The 15,140-nt window shown below is 71.7% G+C and carries 13 protein-coding genes and 1 pseudogene; 7 read left to right on the top strand and 7 right to left on the bottom strand.

Annotated elements, in window-relative coordinates; translation table 11 throughout:
• Positions 1-4: 4 nt before the first annotated feature.
• Together OG788_RS38665 and OG788_RS38660 are read right to left on the bottom strand one after the other, a co-directional pair.
• Positions 5-541: an SRPBCC family protein gene (locus OG788_RS38665; protein ID WP_406375632.1), complete on the bottom strand. Its 537-nt coding sequence runs from the start codon at positions 539-541 to the stop codon at positions 5-7.
• 6 nt (positions 542-547) lie between these two features.
• The gene (locus OG788_RS38660; protein ID WP_406375631.1) at positions 548-982 is read right to left on the bottom strand and encodes a metalloregulator ArsR/SmtB family transcription factor; all 435 of its coding nucleotides are present in this window, start codon (positions 980-982) and stop codon (positions 548-550) included.
• A gap of 183 nt (positions 983-1,165) precedes the next feature.
• Between OG788_RS38660 and OG788_RS38655 the strand changes: the two genes are divergently transcribed.
• On the top strand, positions 1,166-2,668 hold the full coding sequence (locus OG788_RS38655) for an MFS transporter (protein ID WP_406375630.1): 1,503 nt from the start codon (positions 1,166-1,168) through the stop codon (positions 2,666-2,668).
• A gap of 22 nt (positions 2,669-2,690) precedes the next feature.
• On the opposite strand, the gene OG788_RS38650 is transcribed toward OG788_RS38655, so the two are convergent.
• A complete protein-coding gene (locus OG788_RS38650; protein ID WP_406375629.1) occupies positions 2,691-4,268 on the bottom strand; it encodes a phosphatase PAP2 family protein in 1,578 nt (525 codons plus the stop codon).
• A 419-nt stretch (positions 4,269-4,687) separates the two neighbouring features.
• A complete protein-coding gene (locus OG788_RS38645; RefSeq protein WP_406375628.1) occupies positions 4,688-5,122 on the bottom strand; it encodes a protease inhibitor in 435 nt (144 codons plus the stop codon).
• Positions 5,123-5,464: 342 nt separating this feature from the next.
• On the opposite strand from OG788_RS38645, the gene OG788_RS38640 reads away from it, so the two are divergent.
• The 3 genes from OG788_RS38640 (at position 5,465) to OG788_RS38630 (ending at position 7,451) form a co-directional block, all read left to right on the top strand.
• The gene (locus OG788_RS38640) at positions 5,465-6,016 is read left to right on the top strand and encodes a hypothetical protein (RefSeq protein ID WP_406375627.1); all 552 of its coding nucleotides are present in this window, start codon (positions 5,465-5,467) and stop codon (positions 6,014-6,016) included.
• A gap of 84 nt (positions 6,017-6,100) precedes the next feature.
• Positions 6,101-6,928, top strand: coding sequence for an LLM class F420-dependent oxidoreductase (locus OG788_RS38635; protein ID WP_406375626.1), 828 nt, complete (start codon positions 6,101-6,103; stop codon positions 6,926-6,928).
• Between the two features lie 46 nt (positions 6,929-6,974).
• Entirely contained in the window at positions 6,975-7,451 is a 477-nt protein-coding gene (locus tag OG788_RS38630; protein WP_406375625.1) for a TIGR03668 family PPOX class F420-dependent oxidoreductase, read from the top strand.
• 185 nt (positions 7,452-7,636) lie between these two features.
• Here the strand turns inward: OG788_RS38630 and OG788_RS38625 are convergent, their stop codons facing one another.
• Positions 7,637-8,815, bottom strand: coding sequence for a PucR family transcriptional regulator (locus tag OG788_RS38625; RefSeq protein ID WP_406375624.1), 1,179 nt, complete (start codon positions 8,813-8,815; stop codon positions 7,637-7,639).
• Between the two features lie 113 nt (positions 8,816-8,928).
• Between OG788_RS38625 and OG788_RS38620 the strand changes: the two genes are divergently transcribed.
• Together OG788_RS38620 and OG788_RS38615 are read left to right on the top strand one after the other, a co-directional pair.
• A complete protein-coding gene (locus OG788_RS38620) occupies positions 8,929-10,098 on the top strand; it encodes a lactate 2-monooxygenase (protein WP_406375623.1) in 1,170 nt (389 codons plus the stop codon).
• Entirely contained in the window at positions 10,095-11,069 is a 975-nt protein-coding gene (locus tag OG788_RS38615; RefSeq protein ID WP_406375622.1) for a 2-hydroxyacid dehydrogenase, read from the top strand. The genes OG788_RS38620 and OG788_RS38615 overlap by 4 nt, the downstream gene beginning before the upstream one ends.
• A 36-nt stretch (positions 11,070-11,105) precedes the next feature.
• On the opposite strand, the gene OG788_RS38610 is transcribed toward OG788_RS38615, so the two are convergent.
• Entirely contained in the window at positions 11,106-12,314 is a 1,209-nt protein-coding gene (locus OG788_RS38610; protein ID WP_406375621.1) for an RNA-guided endonuclease InsQ/TnpB family protein, read from the bottom strand.
• 73 nt (positions 12,315-12,387) lie between these two features.
• On the opposite strand from OG788_RS38610, the pseudogene tnpA reads away from it, so the two are divergent.
• A pseudogene (gene tnpA, locus OG788_RS38605) lies at positions 12,388-12,755 on the top strand (IS200/IS605 family transposase).
• A 207-nt stretch (positions 12,756-12,962) separates the two neighbouring features.
• Here tnpA and OG788_RS38600 read toward each other — a convergent pair.
• Positions 12,963-14,978 (bottom strand): RICIN domain-containing protein, encoded by a 2,016-nt coding sequence (locus OG788_RS38600; protein WP_406375620.1) that lies wholly within the window; start codon positions 14,976-14,978, stop codon positions 12,963-12,965.
• Positions 14,979-15,140: the final 162 nt, after the last annotated feature.

Below are 15,140 nucleotides of genomic sequence, written 5' to 3'. Positions count from 1 at the left end.
GCGGTCAGTCCGTCCCCGGGACCGGGGCACCGGAGGGGACACCCGCCTCGACATAGCGGCGGTAGATCTCTTTCCAGGGCGCGTTCCCTCCGGCATGGGGACCGTCGGACCGCTCGCCGCGTGCCGCCGCGTCGAGCGCGGTGAGGCACACCTCCCAGCCGGCGCCGTTGCGGGCGGCCGTGTTCGGCTCGGCGAGCACATTGGTGAGCGTGAAGCGGGTACGCCCGCCGTCGAGGACCTCGAGGTCGAAGCGCAGTTCGTCGCCGCCCCACTCGAAGGAGAGGTGGCGGGGCGGGTCGACGGCGAGGACACGGCCCGTCGATTCCGGCATGTTCGGATCGCCGCTGAACGTGATCGTGCCGCCGGGGCGCAGCTCCATCTCGGCGCGGGAGGGAAACCACGCGGCCAGTTCGTCGGGGTCGGTCACGAAGAGCCAGACCCGGTCGGCGGGATGGTCGTAGGTGCGGCTGAAGCGGACGGCGGGGCGGCCGTCGTCCAGGGTGAGGTACGTCCCGGTGAGGGCGGTGGGTTCGGCGGACATGGTGGCTCAGTCCTTCGGTGAGGGTTCCTTCGGGGCGGGTTCCTTCGGGGCGGATGCTTCGCCGTTCGGCTGCCTTCGATCGTGCGGGAACGGCTCTCCGGGGTGGTCCGACGGCTCGCCCGCCACGTGGTCCGGGTCCCCGTCCAGACGGCGGCCGAGAGCGTCCAGGCTCTCGTTCCAGAGCTTGCGGTACGGGGCGAGCCAGGCGTCGAGTGCGGCGATCGGGGCCGGGTCGAGGGCGTAGACCCGGCGTTGCGCGTCCTGTCGTACCCGGACGAGCCCCGCGTCGCGCAGCACCCGCAGATGCTTCGAGGTGCCCGGCTGACTGAGCCCGCACGCCTCGACGATCTCACCGACGGCCCGCGGCCGCTCCAGGAGCAGCGCGACGATGGCCCGCCGGTGGGGGTCGGCGAGGGCGGCCCAGAGGGAGGCGTCGGACATGGTTCCAATATGCCTGCCGAGTTATATGAACGTCAAGGAATAGGTGGGACGCACCTCACACCCGACCCGTCCAGCGAAACGTTGCCGTTTCGCTCGACGGGGTCTAGCCTCGAGACGTCGATGTGTACGAAACCGTTTCGTTTACGTGCACGCAACGAGCGACTTCCCTGGAGTGCTTCTCCCATGTCCCAGACCCTGACCAAAGGCACCGGCACGGGTGCCGCGGACGTGACGTCCGCGCCCTCGTCGAAACGGCGATGGTGGATCCTCTCGATCATCGGCATCGCGCAGCTGATGGTGGTCCTCGACGCCACCATCGTGAACATCGCCCTGCCCTCCGCCCAGGCGGACCTCGGCTTCTCCGACGGCAACCGGCAGTGGATCGTCACCGCCTACTCGCTGGCCTTCGCCTCCCTGCTGCTGCTCGGCGGGCGCATCGCCGACCTCTTCGGCCGCAAGCCCGCCTTCCTCGTCGGCGTCGCCGGATTCGCCGGGGCCTCCGTCCTGGGCGGCGCCTCGACCAGCTTCGGGATGCTGGTCACCGCCCGCGCACTGCAAGGTGTGTTCGGCGCCCTCCTCGCGCCGGCCGCCCTCTCCCTGCTGAACACGACGTTCACCGACGCCAAGGAGCGCGCGAAGGCGTTCAGCGTGTACGGCGCGATCGCCGGTGCCGGTGGCGCGGTGGGCCTGCTGCTCGGCGGCGTCCTGACCGACGCTCTCGACTGGCGCTGGACGCTGTTCGTCAACCTCGTCTTCGCGGTCGTCGCCTTCGCCGGCGGCTGGGTACTGCTGAGCGGTCACCGGGACGCGGCGAACTCCAAGCTCGACCTGCCGGGCACCCTGCTGGTCTCCACCGGTCTCTTCGCCGTGGTCTTCGGCTTCTCCAACGCCGAGACGCACGACTGGAGTTCACCGGCCACCTGGGGCTTCCTCGTCGCGGGCGGAATCCTGCTCAGCGCGTTCACCTGGTGGCAGACGCGGGCCAAGCACCCGCTGCTCCCGATGCGCGTCCTGCTCGACCGCAACCGGGCCGCCTCCTTCCTCGCGGTGCTCATCACCGGCGCGGGCATGTTCGGCGTCTTCCTCTTCCTCACCTACTACCTGCAGCTGAACCTCGGCTTCAGCCCCACCAGGACGGGTGTGGCGTTCCTGCCGATGATGGCGGCCCTGATGGTCATGGCCCAGATCTCCACCACGGTCCTGGTGCCCCGGATCGGTCCGAAGGCGGTCATCCCCGCGGGCTTCGCGGTCGCCGCGCTCGGCATGGCCTGGCTGACCGGCATCGGCGTCGGCTCGTCCTTCTCGACCGACGTCCTGCCGCAGCTGCTCCTCATCGGCGCCGGACTCGGCATGGTGATGCCGCCCGCCATGTCCCTGGCCACCAGCGGGATCGCTCCCGAGGACGCGGGCGTCGCCTCCGCGACCGTCAACACCATGCAGCAGGTCGGCGGTTCGATCGGCACCGCGCTGCTGAACACGCTGGCCGCGAGCGCCGCGACCAGCTACCTCGCCGGCAAGGACCCGACGGACAAGCTGGTCCGGGCCCAGTCCACGATCGAGAGCTACACCACCGCCTTCTGGTGGTCGGCCGGCTTCTTCGCCGCCGGAGCCCTCATCGCGCTGGCCCTCTACCGTCGCGGCAAGCCGGTCCAGGACCCGGACGCCGCACCGGTCGTCCACATGTGATCGTGTCCTGACCGATCACCCGTCAGGCCGAGGGGCCGCCGTCCGCAGGGAGACGGCGGCCCCTCACCCGTCGCCGGTAGCGGGCCGTCGCGGCGACCCGGCGCGCCTCCTGGCGCAGTTCGTTCCCCGGCCGGGCGGGCCGGTACACGACCAGGGCCCGGCGCTCCTTCTCCAGCCGCAACCCGGCCGCGCCGGGGTGGACCTCTCCGTCGTACGCGATGGTGTCCGCGCCGGTGATCCCGTCCAGCTCCACCCAGGGGACCCGCTCGGCGCTGTAGACCCGCGAGTGGCGCAGGGTCCCCAGGAGGGCGGAGGCGACGACCCGGGTACGGGCCAGACGGTGGTCGCCGTCGACCAGGCGCAGATCGAGCAGCCCGTCGTCCAGGCGCGGCCGGAAGGAGGGGGCGAAGCCCTCCGGGACGTAACGCCCGTTGCCCGCGAACAGCAGCCACAGGCGGCGGGGACGCCCGTTGATGTCCAGCTCGATCGGGCCCGCGGTGTTCAGCACCCGGACCAGGGCGACGGCCGCCGCCGGCCACTTGCCCCAGCGCTGCTCCAGTTGCTCCCGGAGGCGTACGAGTTCGGGGTACAGGCCGATGCTGAAGGTGTTCAGGAACGGCATGTCCTGTCCGGCGCCCGAGCGCGCCACGCCGATGTCCACCGCCACCGCCTCGCCACCGGCGACCGCCACGGAAGTGTCCTCGAAGTCCGGGACGCCCACGTCCAGTGCGAAGTGGTTGAGGGTGCCGCCGGGGAACACGGCCAGCGCCAGCCCCCGTTCGGCCGCCGCGCGGGCGGCGGCGTTGACGCTGCCGTCGCCGCCGCAGACGCCCAGCGCTCCACGGACCTCCGCGGCCCGGTCGGCCGCCGCGCCGAGCAGCTCCGCGAAGTCGTCACCCGGGCCGCGCTCGATCAGCTCGGCCTCGGGCAGCAGGACGCGCAGCCGCTCGGCGGGCGGCAGCGGCGCCGCGGGGGCACCGGCGCCGGCCCGGCTGTTGACGAAGACGACCAGCCCCTTCCCGAGCGGCAGAGCGGGTGCCTGCGCCGGAGGTCGCTCCCGTTCCGGTACGGCGGCGCGCGGCGGCCACCAGCGGCAGGTGAGAGCGGCCGCGCCCGCGCCGATGGCCACGCCGGCGAGCACGTCTCCCGGGTAGTGCACCCCGACGTACACGCGCGAGAAGGCGACGGCGGCCGCCACAGGTGCGACCACGGCGCCGTAGCGCGAGGACTCCAGCGCTACCGCGGTGGCGAAGGCCGCGGCGGAGGCGGAGTGCCCGGAGGGGAAGGATGTGGTGTGCGGCTGACGGGTCAGGTGCCGGATCGACGGGACGCCCTCCAGCAGCGGGCGGGGGCGGCGGGCGCTCCACTTCACCAGCGTGTTGACGGTGAACGAGGCCAGCGCCAGTGAACCCAGCCCGCGCAGCGCCGCCCGTCGCGCCGTGTGCCCGCCGACCAGACTGATCCCCGCCGCCGTTCCGAGCCACAGGCGTCCGTGATTGGCCGCGTGGCTGAGCCGCCGCAGCGCCGGATCGGCTCCGGGCACCCGCGCCCCGGCCACCCGTGTGAAGAGCCGCTGGTCCCATTCGCCGAGTGCACCCATGCTCCACGGCTACGCCGTCCCGGCCGTGCGGGCATCCGGGGTGACTCGGAACGGTGAAGCGCGTGGGCCGTGCGGCGCACGGGGGCAGACCGTTCGCGGGACGCGGGACACTCCGGGGCGGGTCGGCCGTCCGGCCTCCGCACCGGCCGTCCACGCTGCCACACCGCCCGTACGCCCTGCCGCTCCGGCCGTACAAGATGCCGCCCCGGCCGTACACGCTGCCGCTCCGGCCGTTCAAGCTGCCGCCCCTGCGGTACCCGCGGACAGGGCGGTACACGCGGAAATGCCGAGGGCCGGCCGACAGCCCCACTCTGTCCGGCCGACCCTCGGTGCGAAATCACATGGCACCTCGCGACGGGGCTCGCGCTCCCCAGCCACGCACCCCGGTCCATGTCCACAAGGACCACGCGATCCCGGTCTCAGAACGCGAAGACGGTCATCCCGTAGGAGTTCTTCACGCACTCGTTGGCGAAGGTGTGCTCGTACGCGACGCGCTTGCCCTGCCAGACGCCGGCCACCGTGATCACGACAGGGTCGTACTGCCTGGTACAGAAGACGTCGTTTCTGGCCGTCAGCCCTTCGAGGTCACCCTTGATCCCCCGGAGTTCGGCGCAGGCGTCGACCGCGGCCGGGTGGGTCCCGGAGGCCGTCGGGGCGCAGTTGAGGGTGACGGCGCGTTCCGGAGTCGCGACGGCCGCGCTCTGGCCGTGGCCCGTGGTGAGCACCAGGGCAGAGGGGGCGTAGAGCCCGGACGGGGCGAGGCTGGGGGCTGCGTGGGCGGACCCCACCAGGGGGCCGCAGACGGCGGTGGCCGTCAGAGTGAGAGTCGCTGCCCAGCGCGCGGTGTTCGGCATTGTGTGCATCCTTCCGCTCGATCGAATGCGATACCGGCTCGGTCGAGTGCCGGTTCGGCGAGCGCGAGTCTGCCGAGTCCGCACAGGAAACACACATCGACCCCATGCGTTTCAGTAACTTTGAGTATTGAAACAGTGGCGTGAAGTTACGGAATTCGAACGCCTGAGGCCCGGAACTGAGCGGTTGTTGATCGTCGCCGATGGCCACCTGGCCGGATTGACATGGCTCAGCAATAGGCCTGAAACATTCCGCTTCAACCCGCATGGCGGCTTGCCTTCCGCTTACGGCGGACTTCTTCCGCACCCCTTGCACATCTCCCGCAATGGAGTAATCGTCATTACATGATTACAACGGAGCAACGCGAGAAGCTGCGCGGCTGGTTCGCCGGCCGCCTGCCCGACGATCTCTTCGCGAGCCTGACGGAGGTGACGGTCGACCGTGAGGAGATCACCGTCGTCGGCCGCATCCCCGAGCCGAAGCTCGCCGAAGGCGCCTCGGACGCCGAGAGGGACGCGGCCCTCCGGGCCCGTATCCAGGAATTCCGCGAGCGCACCCGCGAGGACCGCGTCGCGGTCGCCCGCGAGGCCGAGCACCGCTTCAGCAAGAAGGTCTCCTGGGGTGTGGAGTGCGGCACGGAGCGGGCCCTGTTCACGCATGTCGCCGCGCCGGTCATGACCCGGCTGCGCCAGCCCGAGCGCGAGGTCCTCGACACCCTCATCGCCGCCGGGGTCGCCCGCAGCCGCAGTGACGCCCTGGCCTGGTGCGTCCGGCTGGTGCAGCGGCACACGGACGACTGGCTCGCCGAGCTGCGCGACTCGCTGGAGCATGTGCAGCGGGTCCGCTCCCAGGGCCCGGACGCCGAGCACCAGGACACCGCCGACGACGAGGAGTGACCCGGCCGGAACGGCCATGACCGCCCCGCTTCCGGGTACCGCGCCACACTGGCAGCAGGTGCCGAGGAGACGAGGTGGTCACGGATGAAGTTCGGGGTGTCGACGTTCCTCACCGACGAGGGCATCGGTCCGGTGGCGCTGGGCCCGGCCTTGGAGGAGCGCGGGTTCGACGCGCTGCTGATCGCCGAGCACACGCACATTCCGGCCGGCCGGGAAACGCCCTACCCGCCCGGCGGCGAACTGCCGCGCATGTACTACCGCACGCTCGATCCCTTCGTGGCGCTCGGCGCCGCCGCGGCCGTGACCAGCGAGCTGCTGCTGGGCACCGGGATCGCCCTGGTGGTCCAGCGCGACCCGATCATCACCGCGAAGGAGGTCGCCACCCTCGATCTGATCTCCGGCGGCCGTGCGGTGTTCGGGGTGGGCGCCGGCTGGAACCGGGAGGAGATGCGCAACCACGGAACGGACCCGGCCCGCCGCGGACGCCTGATGGACGAGCGGATCCGCGCGATCATCGAGCTGTGGACGAAGGAGGAGGCCGAGTTCCACGGCGACTTCGTCGACTTCGACCCGGTCCACCTCCGGCCGAAGCCCGTCCAGCGGCCGCACCCGCCGATCTGGGTCGGGGGCGACGGCGAGCGGGCCTTCGGCCGGGTCGCCGAGTACGGGGCGGCCTGGATGCCGAGCGGCGTGCCGCCCGAGGAACTGGCCGCACGGATCGGCCACTTGAGGAAGACGGCGGGTGACCGGCCGGCCGTGGTGGTGTACGCGGCCCGGCACGACCGGGAGTCCCTCGACCGCTACGCGGAGCTCGGCGTCGAGCGCGTCCTGCTCTACCTTCCGACCCGGCCCGCGGACCAGACCCTGCACGAGCTGGACGAGTTGGCCGAGGCCGTGGCCGCCCACCGCTGACGGCCGGAGGACCGCCGCCGGGGAATGGGAGCCGATCGTGCCCGACATGGACGAGGACCAGGCGCGCCGCCGCTTCCTGGCGGCGCGGGTGGCCCGCCTCGCGACCGTCGACGCCGAGGGCCGCCCGCATCTGGTGCCCCTGGTGTTCGCGCGCTACGGCGACGGACTCGTCACCGCGGTCGACCACAAGCCCAAGCGGTCACCACTGCTGCGGCGGCTGCGCAACATCGCCGCCCGTCCGGCCGTCTGTCTGCTGGTGGACGCCTACGACGAGGACTGGGAGCGGCTGTGGTGGGTGCGGGCGGACGGCGACGCGCGCGTCGTGGCGCCGCCCGGGTGGCCCGACCCCGGTGAGCCGGGGCTCGGGCTGCCTCGGTCCGACGAGGTCCCGCACGTCTACGCCGCGGCGATCGACGCGCTGCGGGACAAGTACCCGCAGTACCGGAACCGGCCACCGGACGGCCCGGTGACGGTGATCACCGTCCACCGCTGGCTGGGCTGGCAGGCGACGCGGGAGCTTTGAGCGGCACCCGGGGTACCGAAGGGGGTTCGCCACCTCCGCCCCTGCCCTCCCCCCGAGGTCTCGGCTTCGCTCGCCCCGGGGGCACCCCCATCGCCCTCGGGGCTGAGCCCCGGACCCCGCTCCTCAAGCGCCGGAGGGACTGAATTTCCCCCGTCCGGCGCCGTAAGTCTCAGCCCGGCCGCGGTTCAGTCGCGGATCGTTCGGGCGATGTCCAGGGTGAGCCGCTGCCAGGGGTCACGCGGGTCGCGGCCGGTCAGTTCCTGGACGCGCCGCAGGCGATAGCGCAGGGACTGCGGATGAAGATGCAGTGTCCGCGCGGCCGCGTTCGCCGAGCCCGAGTCGATGTACGCCGTGAGCGCCTCCAGCAGATGCCGCTGAGCGGTGTCGGTGAGCGGCCCGAGCACCAGCCGGGCGATGTGGTCCGACGCCGCGGCGGGGCGCCCGGCGAGCAGGGCGAGGACCTGCGCGTCGGCGTCCGTGAGAACGTGCCCGGACCGGTGGGCGTGGGCGGGCGCGGTGTCGAGGGCGTCGGCGGCGAGCCGGTGCGCGACGGCGACCCGGTCCATGCTCTCGCCGGTGATGACGCACCCGCGCCAGGACCGGTCGCCCAGGACGGCGCCCACCCGCTCGGACGCCGCGAGCGGCAGCAGCAGAACGGCCCTGGACCCTCGTACCGTCGCCAGGGGCGTCGCCTCTCCCCCGGGACCGGCCAGCGTGTCGAGCAGGTCCGTCGCCGTCTCGTGCGCCAGGTCGGGCCGGTCCGCGGCGACCGGCTCCGCCGCCAGCAGGCAGAAGGGATCAGGGAGCTGGATGCCCAGCCGGGCGGAGCGGTCGGTCAGCGCGCCCACCGAGGCGTGCCGCCCGGCGATCAGGTCGTCGAGCAGCAGCCGCAGCGCCCGGGTCCGGTCACCGGCCAGATCCTCGCTGGTGGCGGCGTACGCGGTGGCCATCTCCTCGGAGAGGGTGTCGAGCGTGGCGAGCAGCATGCGGGCGAGCGCGAAGGCGTCGGCGGCGGCGAGCCGGGGCGCGCGGGCGGCGACCTCGTCAGTGAGGACGGTGCCCGCGACCCGGTAGGCACGCAGCACGGCCTGCACCGGGCGCCCGTCCGCCGCGCGGGCCGACGCGATGCCCCGGAAACGCCGCAGATCGGCAGGCCCCAGCGTGCCGTCGGTGGCCCAGAGATGGAGCAGCCGTTCAAGGCCCCAGGCCGCGATCGCCCGTACCTCGGGCAGCCTGCTGTCGTCGAGCGCCGCGTACACCGGGACCTGTTCGTGGACCGCCGCGACGATCGCCTCCACGACGCGCGGGTCGGCGACCATTTCCTGCCGGACGCGTTCCCGGACCTCGGACGGCTTGTTTGTCACAGGGTGATGATCCCAGCCGCACGTTGTGCGCACCACGGTGGACGGGACTTGTCACAGTCGCCAGGATCGTCGTCGTACAGCGCGGTCTCAGGGACGAGAGGCGGGACGTACGGATGGCTAAGCATTGGGCCGACTTCCAGTACGAGATCTATCTCAACGGAATGACGGGCGCCGTACCGCGGCTGCCCACCGATCTGACGCGGCTGGAGGAGCTCACCGAGCAGCGGCTCGGGCCCGGTCCGGTCGGCTATGTGGCGGGCAGCGCGGGCAACGGCAGCACGGCACGAGCCAACCGGGCGGCCCTGGACCGGCGCAGGATCGTGCCGCGCATGCTGCGCGACGTCCATGAACGCGACCTGTCCGTCGAGGTGTTGGGGCGCCCGCTGCCCGCGCCGCTGGCGCTCGCCCCGATCGGCGTGCTGTCGATCATGCATCCGGACGCGGAGTGCGCCGCGGCACGGGCCGCCGCCGCGCAGGGCGTCCCCTACATCCTGTCCTCCGCCTCCAGCACCCCCATGGAGCAGGTCGCCGAGGCCATGGGCGACGCCGAGCGCTGGTTCCAGCTGTACTGGGCGAAGGACCGCGAGGTCACCCGGAGCTTCCTGGACCGGGCTAAGGCGGCCGGGTTCACGGCGCTGATCGTCACGCTCGACACGCCCCTGCTGGCGTGGCGCCCGCGCGATCTCGACCAGGCGTATCTGCCGTTCCTGCACGGCGTGGGCACCGCCAACTACTTCTCGGATCCGGCGTTCCAGGCCGGTCTGGCCAAGCCCGTCCACGAGGACCCGAACGCGGCCGTGATGCACTTCGTGAGCATGTTCGCGGACCCCGGCAAGACCTGGCCGGACCTTGCCTTCCTGCGGGAGAACTGGGACGGGCCGATCGTCCTCAAGGGCATCCTGCACCCGAACGACGCCCGGCGGGCCGCCGAGGCCGGGATGGACGGCGTGGTGGTCTCCAACCACGGCGGCCGGCAGGTGGCGGGATCGGTGGCGGCCGCCGACGCGCTGCCGCGGGTCGTGGAGGCGGTGGGCGACCGGCTCACCGTCCTCTTCGACAGCGGGATCCGCACCGGCGACGACATCTTCAAGGCGCTCGCGCTCGGCGCGCGGGCGGTGCTCGTCGGACGTCCCTACGCCTACGGGCTCGGCCTCGACGGGCAGGCGGGCGTCGAACACGTCGTCCGATGTCTGCTCGCCGAGTTCGATCTCACCCTCGCTCTGTCCGGGCACGCCCGCCCGGCCACCATCGACGCCGACGACCTCATCGAGGAGACCGCATGACCGTCACGAAGAACGTGCTGGCCGTCGTCTCTCCGCATGTGGGCGGCCGTACGGCGGGAGCCGCGCTCGCGACGCTCTTCCCCGGGCAGGTCCGTGTCACCGTCGTGGAGGCGGCGGACGAGGACCCCGGGGCGCTGCGCGAGGCCCATGTCGTCATCACGGGCCTCGGCCCGGTGACCGCCGAGCACATCGCCGCCGCACCGGACCTGGAGCTGATCCAGTGCGCGAGTCACGGCTTCGACTACGTCGATCTCGACGCGGCGCGCGACCGGGGCGTGCCCGTGTGCAACATCGGTTCCAGCGGCGCCGAGAAGCAGAACGTGGCCGAGCAGACTTTCGCCCTCATGCTCGCCCTGGCCAAGCAACTGGTGCCCGCCCACACCGCGTTGACCGAAGCCGACTGGGCGCTGCCCCGGCTCCAGCAGTCCATCACCGAGCTGTCCGGCAAGACGCTCGGCATCATCGGACTCGGCCACATCGGCGAGGAGGTCGCCCGTCGCGCGCTCGCGTTCGACATGAGCGTCGTGTACGCCGGGCCCAAGCCCGTGTCCGCCGAGACGGAGGCCCGGCTCGGCGCCCGCCATGTCGAACTCGACGAGCTGCTGCGCACGTCGGACTACATCAGCCTGCACGCCCCGCTCACCGAGGCGACACGGCACCTGCTGAACGCCGAGCGGCTGGCGCTGCTCAAGCCGACCGCGTTCGTCGTCAACACCGCGCGGGGCGCCCTGATCGACCAGGACGCCCTCGCGGACGCGCTGCACGCAGGCACCCTGGCCGGAGCCGGCCTCGACGTCTTCGACCCCGAACCGCCCACCCCGGCCCTGCGGTTGCTCAAGGCGCCGAACGTGGTGCTGTCACCGCACGTCGCCGGTGTCACGCGCGAGACGCTGGTACGGATCGCGCTGGCCGCCGTCCAGAACGCCGCGGACTTCGTGGCGGGCAAGCCACCGCGGGACGTCGTCTCTTGACATCCTCTCCCCCCCCTGAAGGGGGGAGATTCCCGCCTACCGCGCCGTTGAAGGCTGCGGTGTCGAGTGGGTTCCTGCTTCGCCGCGCGGTGCCGGGACAAGTCCCGGTCTTACCTGCGCTCGACAGGCTGTTGCCGCCAGTCCGGCGGCCTTGGCGACGTTGACCGCCGCGTTGATGTCCCGGTCCAGGACTGCCCCGCACGCCCCACATGTCCACATGCGGACGTTGAGGGGCTTGGGGCCGTCCTTGACGCCGCAGTGTGAACACACCTGGGAGGTCGGCTCGAACCGGCCGATCCGGTGGAAGGCGCGCCCGTACCGGGTGGCCTTGTACTCCAGCATGGCCACGAACGCGGACCATCCGGCGTCGTGGACGGACTTGGCCAGGCGCGTGCGGGCGAGTCCCTTCACCGCCAGGTCCTCCACGGCGACCGCTTGGTTCTCGCGGACCAGTTTCGTGGAGAGCTGGTGGTGGAACTCGCGGCGCGCGTCCGCAACACGGGCGTGTGCCCGTGCGACGCGGATCCTGGCCTTGTCCCGGTTCTTGCTGCCCTTCTCCTTGCGGGAGAGGGCCCGTTGCGCCTTCTTCAGGCGCTTCTCCGCCCGGCGCAGGAAGCGCGGGGAATCGACCTTGGTTCCGTCGGAGAGGACCGCGAAGTGCCCGAGGCCGAGGTCGATGCCCACCTCGGGCGTCATCTCCGGCAGCAGTTCCTCGGGCCCGGTCTCCACGACGAAGGATGCGAAGTACCGACCCGCTGAGTCCTTGACCACCGTCACCGCGGACGGCGTCGAGGGCAGCATGCGGGACCACTTCACCTTCAGGTCGCCGATCTTCGGCAGCCGCAGCTTGTGCCCCGGCGTGATCGACCAGCGGGCGTTCGCGGTGAAGCGGACGGCCTGCCGGGTGTCCTTCCGCGACTTGTACCGGGGCGCGCCCATGCGCGGGCGCTTACCCTTCAGTGCGTCGAAGAAGTTCTCGTACGCGGTGTCCAGGTCGCGCAGGGACTGCTGGAGCACGACCGCCGACACCTCGCCGAGCCAGGCACGCTCCGGCGTCTGCTTGGCCTCGGTGATCAACGTCTTCGACAGGTCGCCGGTCTTCGGGAACGGCATGCCTTCGCTGCGGGCCCTCTCCCGCGCCCGCAGAGCGTCGTTGTAGACCACCCGCGCACACCCGAACACCCTTGCCAACGCTGTGCGCTGACCAGCCGTCGGGTACAAGCGGAAGCTGTACCGAAGCTGCACACGGATCACGATACGCAGTTGGTTTACGGGTATCGATGAGAACATTCGTACAGGCCGTCACTGTGTCTTCCGCATGCACGTCCACTTGGTTTTCGTGACGAAGTACCGGCACTCCGTCTTCTCCGGAAGCACCTGACGCGGTGCGAGGAGCTCATGCGGGCCGTGTGCGAGGACTTCGAGGCCGAGCTCGTGGAGTTCAACGGCGAGGCCAACCACGTCCACCTGCTCGTGAACTTCCCGCCGAAGGTCGCCGTGTCCAGGCCGGTGAACTCCCTCAACGGCGTCTCCTCACGCCGCCTCCGCCAGGAGTTCCCCGACCTCGTCCGCCACTCCTGGCGGGCACAGCGCCTGTGGTCCGGCTCCTACTTCGCCGGATCCGTCGGCGGCGCGCCACTCAGCATCGTGAAGCAATACATCGAGCAGCAGAACCGGCCGCTCTGACACGGCTGAAGTCAACCCTGCGGATCCGTGCCCACAGCCGAGGTCAGAGCAGTTCTCAGATTCGCTTCACCACCGGGCTGAAGCCCGGTGCACTGCGAATAGACCCGGTAGCCGCACACTCGCGTGGCGTCACGGCCACGTGGCGTGGACGTCCCTCGCGTGGACGTCCCTCGCGTGGACGTCCCGTCGCATGGACGTCCCGTGGCGCTACGAGCCGAGCCCGCCGATGATCTCGCCGACACCGGTGACTCCGGCGGCTTCGGCAGCCTCGGCGGCTTCGGGGAGGCCGGTGGCATCGGGGAGCGGCAGCGGCAGGACGGGCTGGGAGCCGGGCTCGGCGCGGTGGCCGTCGCTGACGGCCACCGCCCTCGGCCGTCCCCGATAGGTCCCCACCGACGTGGCCCCCGGGTCCGACGGCACGCCGGCCCGCGGTTCCTCCACGGGCTCGCTCGGGGAGGCGGGCGTGCCGTCGGCGGACGAGGGTTCGCCCGTGGGCCGTGGCGAGGCGGGCGACGTGCCCGCGATCGACAGCGAATCGGGGCGGGCCGACGAACCGTCGGTCCGCCACCGCTGCGTGTCGGAGCCGTCGCGGACCTTGACCACGACATCGGTGTCGGGGTCCGTGGACGCGGGCGTCACGGCCAGCCCGTCGTCCCGGCGGAGCAGCAACTCGCCCTGCGTGGTGAGGTCGTAGCGCATGTCCTTGCCCTGCTTCGCGTCCTCGGACACGCAGGGGCTGAGGAAGAGGACACCGTTGTCGGCGCCCGAGTCGAGGCACAGTCCGGGATCGGCGACGCTGCGCAGCAGTCCGTCGCCCTCGTACGACCACTGCTGGGTCCAGGCCGACGAGCACACCGCCAGCCTGGTCTCGGCGCCCTCCCCCAGTTTCTCGCCCCGGATGTCGAGGCACAGGTCGGCGCCCAGGTTGCGCAGCCGGGTCCGTTCGGCGTTCGTGGGAAGTGCGGCCGATTTGGGCGGCGCGGATACGGCGGGCGGACTCTGCGTGCCGGAACCGGGGTCGGGGTCGGGGTCGGGCGCCAGCGTGTGGTTGCTGCTCGCGCCGGTGGTGGTCGCGGGATCGGCGCCACCCTCCTCGTGCGGCCACAGGCTGACCGCGAGGACGGTCGCCAACAGGGCGGCCGAGAGACCGGCTCCGGTGAGCAGCGCCTGCTGGGGCCGGTCACCGGGCCCGGCGGCGCGGCGTCCGGTCGAGGAGATCTGGGACAGCAGACGATGGCGTCCGCCCGTCCCGCGGTGTCCGGCGCTCACGGATCCTCCGCCGTCCGCGGAGATTCCGGACGCTCCGGAGCGTGTGCTCTTGGAGGGGCGTCCGGCGCCTCGCTGCCGTCTGCCGCCGAGGGGCGAGACGCTCCGGTGGCGTAGCGCTTGCCCCGCGCGCGCCGGGCGCGAGTCGAGATAGCGCCGGGCGCCCCAGCCGAGCACGGACTCGGCGATCAGAATCCCCAACTCGCCCTCGAAATGGCTGAGTTGCTCGGCCGCGTGTCGACAGTAGGAGCAGACCGCCAGATGCTGCTGGACATCCGGCAGCAAGGCGCCGCCGCGGCGAATCGGTACGTCGAGAAGTCTGTTGTAGAAACCGCATTCCCGGCTCGGCGCGAGTTCCCGATGGGCGCGAACACAGCCCTCGCGGAATTGCTCGCGGGCCTGCTCCCAGGCCGCGGCCGCGATGTCGGTGTCCATACCCGAAAGGCCGGCGGGTACGGATAGGGACTCCGCCTCCACCTCGGTGTGCCACAGCAGACAGCGGGCGAGGCCGGGAAGAGCCAGGAATGCACGCTCGGCGACTTGGCGGTTTTCGGCCGTCATGGACTTCGCCGCGCGCAAACCGCGGCCTCCCGCGGGTTTCCTCAAGTCCGGCAGAACGCTGGATATCCGATCGTCCGCCGACCAGGCCTTGACCGTGTCCCTCACGGTCACGAGCAGTTCGGGACGCAGCGCGAGCGCCTGCTCGCCCACCGCGAGACGGCCGAGCACGTGATGGAAGGAGGCTTCCGCGACTGTCGAGGCCACCTGCCCCGAGGTGGCGAGGCAGATCACCGCGTAGTCGTACGCCGGCTGCCAGTGGCGGGCCGTCAGCTGGGCGACGGGACGGGTGGTGTCGCCCTCCGTCCGGCCCCTCAGCAGCGCGGCGAGGTCCTCGTCGGATTCGCCGGGAACGCCGCCGGGCGGATAGGCGGGAAGCGGTGGGTGGGGGGTGCGCACGGGAGCGGGGTTCCTTCCGAGGTGCAAGGTGGCACACATAAGGTGCTTGCCCGCCGAAAAGGATTCCTGATTGGTGTGGACCTTTTGACGGAGCGCCGGGAAACGGCCGGGGGACGAAGGCCGTGCGGCGACCGTCGGTCAGGAGCCTTTTGAGCTCGTCGA

This window comes from Streptomyces sp. NBC_00647 (assembly GCF_045207245.1).
Classification (GTDB): Bacteria; Actinomycetota; Actinomycetes; order Streptomycetales; family Streptomycetaceae; genus Streptomyces.
Note: the sequence above shows the minus strand (reverse complement) of the source record. Positions and strands in the feature narration are given on the sequence as shown.

What these genes read in the sequence shown, in the direction of transcription:
- OG788_RS38620 (WP_406375623.1), top strand. Translation starts at nt 8,929, where the DNA reads ATGGCTAAGCATTGGGCCGACTTCCAGTACGAGATCTATCTCAACGGA.
- OG788_RS38630 (WP_406375625.1), top strand. Translation starts at nt 6,975, where the DNA reads ATGGACGAGGACCAGGCGCGCCGCCGCTTCCTGGCGGCGCGGGTGGCC.
- OG788_RS38655 (WP_406375630.1), top strand. Translation starts at nt 1,166, where the DNA reads ATGTCCCAGACCCTGACCAAAGGCACCGGCACGGGTGCCGCGGACGTG.
- OG788_RS38635 (WP_406375626.1), top strand. Translation starts at nt 6,101, where the DNA reads ATGAAGTTCGGGGTGTCGACGTTCCTCACCGACGAGGGCATCGGTCCG.
- OG788_RS38615 (WP_406375622.1), top strand. Translation starts at nt 10,095, where the DNA reads ATGACCGTCACGAAGAACGTGCTGGCCGTCGTCTCTCCGCATGTGGGC.
- OG788_RS38660 (WP_406375631.1), bottom strand. Translation starts at nt 982, where the DNA reads ATGTCCGACGCCTCCCTCTGGGCCGCCCTCGCCGACCCCCACCGGCGG.
- OG788_RS38645 (WP_406375628.1), bottom strand. Translation starts at nt 5,122, where the DNA reads ATGCCGAACACCGCGCGCTGGGCAGCGACTCTCACTCTGACGGCCACC.
- OG788_RS38650 (WP_406375629.1), bottom strand. Translation starts at nt 4,268, where the DNA reads ATGGGTGCACTCGGCGAATGGGACCAGCGGCTCTTCACACGGGTGGCC.
- OG788_RS38665 (WP_406375632.1), bottom strand. Translation starts at nt 541, where the DNA reads ATGTCCGCCGAACCCACCGCCCTCACCGGGACGTACCTCACCCTGGAC.
- OG788_RS38640 (WP_406375627.1), top strand. Translation starts at nt 5,465, where the DNA reads ATGATTACAACGGAGCAACGCGAGAAGCTGCGCGGCTGGTTCGCCGGC.